This window comes from Nocardia australiensis, from assembly GCF_020733705.1.
GTDB lineage: Bacteria > Actinomycetota > Actinomycetes > Mycobacteriales > Mycobacteriaceae > Nocardia > Nocardia australiensis.
Genome location: NZ_JAJFZM010000003.1, coordinates 303671 through 311533, shown reverse-complemented (window position 1 = coordinate 311533; position 7863 = coordinate 303671). Strand labels below are relative to the sequence as shown.

Annotated in this window: 7 protein-coding genes; 3 read left to right on the top strand and 4 right to left on the bottom strand. The window is 64.8% G+C overall.

The features are described from left to right. The first annotated feature begins 251 nt into the window (after positions 1–251). The gene (locus LKE06_RS20705; RefSeq protein ID WP_228000954.1) at positions 252–413 is read left to right on the top strand and encodes a hypothetical protein; all 162 of its coding nucleotides are present in this window, start codon (positions 252–254) and stop codon (positions 411–413) included. 551 nt (positions 414–964) lie between these two features. Here the strand turns inward: LKE06_RS20705 and LKE06_RS20700 are convergent. Further along, on the bottom strand, positions 965–1105 hold the full coding sequence (locus tag LKE06_RS20700; protein WP_228000953.1) for a hypothetical protein: 141 nt from the start codon (positions 1103–1105) through the stop codon (positions 965–967). 71 nt (positions 1106–1176) lie between these two features. Here LKE06_RS20700 and LKE06_RS20695 point away from each other — a divergent pair, with 71 nt between their 5' ends. Further along, entirely contained in the window at positions 1177–1620 is a 444-nt protein-coding gene (locus tag LKE06_RS20695) for a PIN domain-containing protein (RefSeq protein ID WP_228000952.1), read from the top strand. A 246-nt stretch (positions 1621–1866) separates the two neighbouring features. On the opposite strand, the gene LKE06_RS20690 is transcribed toward LKE06_RS20695, so the two are convergent. From LKE06_RS20690 to LKE06_RS20680, 3 genes are all read right to left on the bottom strand, one after another. After that, positions 1867–4074, bottom strand: coding sequence for an elongation factor G-like protein EF-G2 (locus LKE06_RS20690; protein WP_228000984.1), 2208 nt, complete (start codon positions 4072–4074; stop codon positions 1867–1869). A 370-nt stretch (positions 4075–4444) separates the two neighbouring features. Further along, a complete protein-coding gene (locus tag LKE06_RS20685; RefSeq protein ID WP_228000951.1) occupies positions 4445–4732 on the bottom strand; it encodes a hypothetical protein in 288 nt (95 codons plus the stop codon). A 60-nt stretch (positions 4733–4792) separates the two neighbouring features. Then, a complete protein-coding gene (locus tag LKE06_RS20680; RefSeq protein ID WP_228000950.1) occupies positions 4793–5386 on the bottom strand; it encodes a DUF3558 domain-containing protein in 594 nt (197 codons plus the stop codon). A gap of 449 nt (positions 5387–5835) precedes the next feature. Here LKE06_RS20680 and LKE06_RS20675 point away from each other — a divergent pair, with 449 nt between their 5' ends. After that, positions 5836–7788, top strand: a complete 1953-nt coding sequence (locus tag LKE06_RS20675) for a UvrD-helicase domain-containing protein (RefSeq protein ID WP_228000949.1) — start codon at positions 5836–5838, stop codon at positions 7786–7788. Positions 7789–7863 lie beyond the last annotated feature (75 nt).

The window sequence follows — 7863 nt, the reverse complement described above, 5'->3', positions numbered from 1 at the left end:
GGGTGCGGAGCTGGTGGGCAGGCCAGCAGGGCAGCTCTCAGTCGTGGTGGGCGGTGTGGCCGACGTAGCCGCATCCCCGGTTCCTTTTCGGTCGAGGTGGTCTGACTGATCTGAGGGCTATCACGGCTGCGGCGGGCATCAAGGGCGCCTACGGCGTCACTACGTGATGGGACAAGCCCACCCTTGACGCCCACCACAGCCGTGATCGAGACGCCCTCAGTCAGACCCCCTCGACCGAAAAGGAACCGAAAATGCTCAGCTACGTCGGCCACACCGCCCACTACGACTGCGAGAACTGCCTTCGTCCTGCCCACCAGCTCCGCACCGACTACGGCGACTACTGCAACCGCTGCTGGTTCACCTACAAGGTCACCACCGCCGAGTTCCAGGACATGCTCGACCGCTACATGTGACCCACTCGATTGGGGGCTTCGGCCCCTTTTCGCCCTGCTTGCTTGGCATACGGATAGCGACCTTCGGCCGCTTGGTCTCGTCGTTACGAGGCATCCACAGTGCTCAGCCCCGCCACCAAGTTCAGGGCAGTTCCGATGTGTGCGCAACCCAACCAGGACAGGGCCAACCGTGGTCAAGGCATGGGAAAGGCCGGTTGGGATGTCCCGACCGGCCTTGTCCGCAATCCGTCCGCAGTAGGCGCGGACCCACCCATATCCAGCCAACGATGCCAACGGCAAAACCCGCAGGTCAAGCGCTTGATCCGATTGCAGCCGTCACCTACAAACGTCCTGCACGCAGTTCGAGCTGTACTTCGACGTGTAAGTCGAACTATCGCACGACGTTACGAGCCCTCCCGCTGTCACAGCGGGAGGGCTCGTAACGTTCGGTCTATGCGGCGGGTCGGCGGCATGGCGACGGCCTTGAGGTTTCCTACTTCGATTGATAATCTCGGCAAATGGGAGAAGTCGAGCAGCGGATTGGGGAGGGGCCGGCCACGCGGGTGAGTTTGTCATTGCCGGAAGGTACCGCTGAGGCGATACGGCAGCGGGTCGGGAAGCGGGAGTTCTCGGCCTTCGTCACATCTGCGGTCGAGCGTGAACTGCGTGGGATGCTGCTCGATGAGTACCTGGCTGACTTCGAGCATCGTCATGGGGCGATTCCTGAGGCCGAGCGGCAGCGGGCGAGTGACCTATTCGATCGGGCGTTGGGGGAGTCGGGACAGTGGCCGACAGCAAGCTGAAACGATCTGCGCGCCGTCGCTCGACAGTGGGGCATCAAGGGACTCTGGTTCTGGATTGTGCGGGGTTGTCGCGGCTGGTCGATGATTCGGTGTCGGTTGTCGCGCTGCTGGCCGAGGCGCGTGCGCGCGGTATGGAAGTCGTTACCAGTGCGCTGACGATAATCGAGGCAACACATGCGAAGACCGGCTGGGCGCGACTGACCTGGCTGTTGTCCGGAATACGTGTGGAGCAGGTCGATGAGACGACAGCGAAGGCTGCTTCCCTCTTGCTGGGCACCGCTGGGTTGCATGGCCACAAGTGCGCGATCGACGCAGTTGTCGCGGAAATGGCAGTACGCCAGCATCATCCGGTAGTGATATTGACCAGCGATCCGAGCGATATGCGTTCGCTCTGCGGCGACGCGGTGCGCCTGATCGCAACCTGAGGGTCCTCGCGGCATCGAACCGCTGCGTGTGGCCTGAAGTCAGCGGCAGGGGTACGCGGGTGCCAGGGTTGCGTCGGCGCGGACGAGGCAAACGCTGGTGCGGTCGAGGTAGCCGGTAGGACACCGTGATTCGCGCGCCGCTCGGCAGATGCGGGCATCGACATAGATCGCCGACGCGAGTATCGCGCGAGACTCCGTCGACGACCGAGAGTGAGCGGATCCGTTGTGTGCGAGGGAGTTCCGCGCTCAGGTGCGCGTCTTCGCCGCGTCGCGGATGGTAGCGGCGAGTTGCCTCGGCATCGGTTCATGCCTGGTGTAGGAGCGGGCGAAGTCGCCGGTGCCGTGCGAGAGGGATCGGAGATCGATTGCGTAGCGAGTGAGTTCGAGTTCGGGGACTTCGGCGTGGATACGGGTGCGTCCGGTGCTGTCGGGTTCGGTGCCCAGGACGCGGCCACGGCGACTGGAGAGGTCGCTCAGGATCGGGCCGACGTAGTCGTCGGAGACCACCGCCCAGACTTCGGCGAGCGGTTCGAGCAGGTCAATGCCCGCGGCGGTCGCGGCTTCCCGCAGTGCGAGGGCGCCCGCGGTCTGGAAAGCCGAGTCGGAGGAGTCGACGGAGTGAGCCTTGCCGTCATAGAGGGTGACACGGATGCCGACCAGTGGGTGTCCGGTGGCGACGCCGCGCAATGCTTGCGCGCGGACCCCCTTTTCCACCGACGGAATGAATTGGCGCGGCACAACTCCACCGACCACCCTGTCCACGAACTCGATGTCGGAGCTGCCCGGCAACGGCTCGACCTCGATTTCGCAGACGGCGTATTGGCCGTGGCCACCGGATTGCTTGACGTGCCTGCCTTTGCCGGTTGCCTTGTCCGCGAACGTTTCTCGCAGCGCGACCCGATGTTCGACCACATCGACCCGCACGCCGAATCTGGTGCGCAAACGCTCCAAGGCGACATCGCGATGCGCTTCGCCGAGACACCACAGCACGATCTGGTTGGTGTCGGCATTCTGTTCCAGCCGCACGGCCGGATCCTCGGCCGCCAGCCGGGACAGGCCGACGGAGAGCTTGTCGTCGTCGGCCTTGCTGTGTGCCTGAATGGCAATGGGGAGTAGGGGATCCGGCATCAGCCATGGTTCGATGAGCAGCGGCGCCGCAGTCGCGGAGAGGGTATCGCCGGTTTCGGCGTGGCCGAGTTTGGTGACGTAGGCGATGTCACCGGCGATGGCCTGCCCGAGCGGGTGTTGTTGTTTGCCGAACGGCACAGTGATCGCGCCGATTCGCTCGTCGACGTCATGATCTTCGTGGCCGCGATCTTCCAGCCCGTGTCCGCACACATGCACGGTGTCATCGGGGCGCAGCGTTCCGGAAAACACGCGGACCAGCGACACTCGGCCGACATAGGGATCGGATGCGGTACGAATGACCTCCGCCGCGAGCACTCCATCGGGGTCGCAGCGCAGCGGCGTCGGCTCGGCGCCGTTGGTGACGGTGACGGCCGCTACGGCATGCTCGGCCGGTGTCGGGAAACCGCCGGTTATCAGATCCAGCAGCTCAACGGTGCCGAGTCCCTGTTTCGCCCCTTCGGGCGCGTGCGCTCCGAACAGCACGGGATGGAAGCTCCCGCGCGCCACCGCGTGTTCGAGATCGGCCACCAGCGTGGCCAATTCGATCTCGTCGCCGCCGAGGTAGCGGTCCATCAGGGCTTCGTCCTCGCTTTCGGCGATGATGCCCTCGATGAGCTGGTTGCGCGCCTGTTCCAGCGCCGCCATCTGATCGCCGGACGGTTCGATCTGCGCGCATGCGCCGGAGGTGTAGTCGACCACGCAGTGCGGCAGTAACTCGACCAGTCCGGTGACCGGCCTATGACCATCCGGGCTCTTCGGGCCGTACACCGGAAGATGAAGTGGCAGAATAGTTTCCGGCGATCCTTCGCCGAGAACGACGCGGCAGGTCTCGGTCATCTCCTCGAAGTCGGCCCGGGCGGTATCCAAATGCGTGATCACGATCGCACGCGGCATGCCGACCGCCGCGCACTCCTGCCACAGCGCCCGCGTTGCCCCGCTCACCGCTTCGGCGCCCTCGGCCGCCGAGATGACGAACAACGCCGCATCCGCCGCACGCAGCCCCGCCCGCAACTCACCGACGAAGTCCGCGTATCCCGGCGTATCCAGCAGATTGATCTTGATCCCCGCCCACATCATCGGCACCACCGACAACTGCACCGACCGATGCTGCCGATGCTCGATCTCGTCGTAGTCCGACAGCGACGTTCCGTCCTCGACTCGCCCCGCGCGATTCACCGCCCCGGCGGTCAGCGCCAACGCCTCGACCAGCGTCGTCTTCCCCGATCCACTGTGCCCGACCAGCACCACGTTCCGAATCCGTTCCGGCCGCTCGGCCGTCGGTACTCTGCCATTGCCCCTGGCAGATCCATTCGTTTTGTCCACGATGTGCCACGCTTCCTTGCCTCGACACCTGCGGTACATCGAGCTTCCCACCGCAGGTCACCATGCGTCCACGGTTCGGGCACACTGCCCGCGATCGCGGCAAATTGGACATCCGGCCGGCGGCGCCGACTCGACGACGGCGGCCTTCGGATCGGTCGTTCGCCGATGGCCGTCGACCACGACGTGTCCTGCGCGGCCGTGCGTCCACGGGTGGCGGGTCAGCCGAAAATTGCCCACCCATCGTCGGCACGGTCCGGCTGGGCCGGTCGAGATCGGTACCAGTCATCGGTGTCGTAGAGCCGCCAGCCGGGCACCCGGAGAACCTCGATGCCGCTTCCCGGTTTCTGCCGGGAAATACCGACTTGAACGCACGTCAGCTGTTGCGGTCGTTGTTGTTGAGGAACACGGTGATCGCGCGCTGCCCCTGTTGCGCCGAGGCGTACACCGCGCCGTCGAGGACGGCGGTGGAGGCCGCGCGCACCCCGGCTTCGGCATCGCGGAGCCCGCTCGTCACGACCGCGTCATTCGGTGTGCCGGTGATATTCGCGTGCTGTGTGCGCCACCCGGATTCGGCCTCGGCGAATTGTTTCAGCGCCGCGCATTTTTCGACCGTGACAGCGGCGCCTTTCGCGATCGTGGCGCGGAGATCCCTGGTCGGCACCCGTACCGCGTGCGCGTGGAAGCTCTTCGCGCGGTTGGTTTCTCGAATGTCCGGCAGGATCTAGTTGGTGTCGAGGGCACTCGCGATGACGGGTGCGACCTCACGGATCTGGTCGCATGGCTCCGGTGGCTGGATGGCTGCGGGCGGGGTGGTGAGCGAGACGAGCAGCGTGCCGTCCGCTGACTCGACGGCGGCGTCGCAGGTGAGGATGGCCATCGACGACCGGTACAGCACGGCCGGTCGGCCGGCGATCGGGGTGGTGTCGAAGACCTGGTTGCCGCCGATTTCCGCGAGCTTTTCCGTGCTCGAGGTAAGCGTGAGGAATCCGGTGTAGGCCAATTCGCCGTTGATCGTTGCGGACCGGTGGAAGGTGCACCCGATCTTCGTCAACGTCAGCATGGCTACCTCGGTGGCGTTGCGTTCGCGGGACTCCGGATCGAAGCCGACCTGTTCGATCAGTGAATCGGTGACGCGGAAGCACGGGTCGAACCCGATGGTCGCGGGGACGACCTGGTCGGGCGCCGGCGGGACGGAGACCTTGATCGATGATGATCCGGTACCGCTGGTAGACGCGGCGGCGGTGGGCGCGGCGGCGCTGGTGCTCGGTGCCGAGTCGCCGGAATCGGTCGTGGAGCAGCCGGTGAGCACACACATCGAAGCCAGGAGACCGAATACCGTCGCTGGTAAAGCGGCGGCCCGAGCCCGGTGCTCGACCGGTACCGATCGATGTAGCGCGAACGAACTTCGGCGCTGATTCACGGTCGTATCGTCCCCTGTCGGATTCGGCGGCCGGCCATGTCGATGATGGTCGGCGCCGTTGTTGCTGCAGTGTGGCGATACGAGTGTATTCAGGGCGGGGACGCGCGTCGGACCGAGTGGTTCGGTGCTCGGATGTGGTAGCGGGACGGTTTGTCCGAGTCACTGTGCCCGACCAGCACGACATTCCGAAATCTGCTCCAGCCGATCCGCCGCCGCGGCCTTTCATCGGCGGCCGTGTTCAAAGACCTTGTGCTGTATAAGAATTCGATCCACATGCGCACGCCGTCTCAGCTACTCTGGCGCAGAGGCGTGCGGTCGGCGCAGGTGGGACGAAGGGGGATCCGATGGTGGAGGTCGGCCGTGAGCGGCGACAGCGCTGGGTAGAGCAGAAGTTGGCGGCAGTGCCCGGCCTGACGCCGGGGCATCGGAGGTCTTTGTCCGTCCCGTTGATGGAATCCGGTTGGCACCTCCTGGTCGCGCAGACCACGCCGTTCCCGCCTCGAGGTCGCGCTGCGGCGTTCGCGGTCGGACGTACCGGCGTGTACGCATTCGTGTTCGCCGAGGAGATTCCCGGCGAGCCGGTGCTGCGCTCGATACGCAAGCACGCCGAGGAAACCTTCGCCAACCTGGAGTTCGGCCGCAATCAGTTCGTCCCGCACATGGTGCAGGTGGTGCTGCTCATGCCGGAGGCCGGCGGCCAGGTCGACTACCGATACCTCGTCGCCGACGACTCGACCATCCGCGCGACCTTGCTCACCGGAAGCGCCACCATCAAGTCCAAACGGGCCCGCCTGCTCGCGACGGCCGCCGCCGAACGGGCCAGCGGCTACTCGCTCATCACCGCCGACGACGTTCCCGTGTCCGAAATCCCAGCAGCGGACGGGCTTTTCACCGACGGCGAACTGCGAGAGCATGAACGCGATCGGATGCTCGGGCGCCCCTTTCACGACTGGATGGTGTTCCTCGATCCCGACCAGCTGGCGCTCGTGCAACGAAACTTCAACGGCCCGGCCAGATTCAGTGGCCCGGCGGGTACCGGGAAGACGGTTGTCGCTCTGCACCGGATGGCTCATTTCGCCAAGCGGAACCCGGGCCGACTATTGTTCACGAGCTTCGTGAAAACGCTACCGAACTACCACCGTTCGGGTTTCGAACGGCTTGCGCCGCACGTCGGCGGGCGTGCCGAGTTCACTGGTCTGCATGCTTGGGCACTTCGCTTCTTACGAGAGCGGGACGCGATGCCCGATATCGACTCCGCCGTCATCAAGAACGCCTTCTCGCACGCGTGGTTGAAGGCCCGCACGCCGCTTGCCGCGATCACCGGGACCGACAACGAGTACTGGAAAGACGAACTCGAAAGGGTGATCAAGGGCCGCGGCATTACCACGCTGCAGGAATATCAAAAGATCAACCGAGCGGGTCGCAATCGAATCCGCTTGGATGATGGCCAGCGCGAAAAGGTCTGGGAGAATATCTACCAGCCATACCAGAAATGGTTGGCAGATCGTGACGTCCACGACTTCAACGACGTCATCCGCGCGGCCGTCGACGAACTGCATGATCGTCCCCTCGACGAACCCTATGGTCTTGTAGTCGTAGACGAAGTCCAGGACTTCACCCTGATGGAGCTGAAGTTGGTTCATCAAATTGCCGGTGGCCGAACCGATTCCCAGCTGCTGTTCGTCGGAGATGGTCAGCAGCAGGTGTACCCCGGCGGTTGGACACTGTCGGATGCCGGTATCCCGATCGTCGGCCGCGGTGCGGTGTTGAAGACCAACTATCGCAACCGCGCGGCGGTCCACGAGTACGCAAAAAGCGTGGACGCCACCAATATCGTCGACGACCTCGACGGTGGGCCCGGATTCGTGCTTCGCGACACCGATGTCGTGCTGCCCGACGGACAAGCCGAGGTGTGTACCGGCCGCCGCAAGGATATAGAGGCGAAACTTGTTGCCGCAGTGCGTGAAGCGAGTGCCACGATGACCGATATCGCGGTGCTCTCCACTACCCAAGCCGAAGCGACTCGACTGCGAGACGCCCTCGGCAAGGCCGGTGTCAGTACCTTGTCGTTGACGGTTCACGACGGCACCCGGCATGACGTGGTGAAGGTCGGCACCGTGCACCGCGCCAAGGGAATGGACTTCGCGGCGGTCTTCCACATCATGACCCGCACCGCGACACCGATCAGCAAACTCGGAGGCGCAGAACGTGATCGCGCGGAGCTCGCCGGCCGCCAGACCATGGTTGCCCTGACTCGAGCACGGGACTACATCTGGGTCGGAATCGTCGAGGATTGAAACGGGAGCGGACCTGGCACGATGCCCTGCCCGCGCTGGTCGGCGGACTCGCATCCCGGTAGCGCCCACCCTCGG

What these genes read in the sequence shown, in the direction of transcription:
- LKE06_RS20705 (WP_228000954.1), top strand. Translation starts at nt 252, where the DNA reads ATGCTCAGCTACGTCGGCCACACCGCCCACTACGACTGCGAGAACTGC.
- LKE06_RS20700 (WP_228000953.1), bottom strand. Translation starts at nt 1,105, where the DNA reads ATGACGATGCTCGAAGTCAGCCAGGTACTCATCGAGCAGCATCCCACG.
- LKE06_RS20680 (WP_228000950.1), bottom strand. Translation starts at nt 5,386, where the DNA reads ATGTGTGTGCTCACCGGCTGCTCCACGACCGATTCCGGCGACTCGGCA.
- LKE06_RS20675 (WP_228000949.1), top strand. Translation starts at nt 5,836, where the DNA reads ATGGTGGAGGTCGGCCGTGAGCGGCGACAGCGCTGGGTAGAGCAGAAG.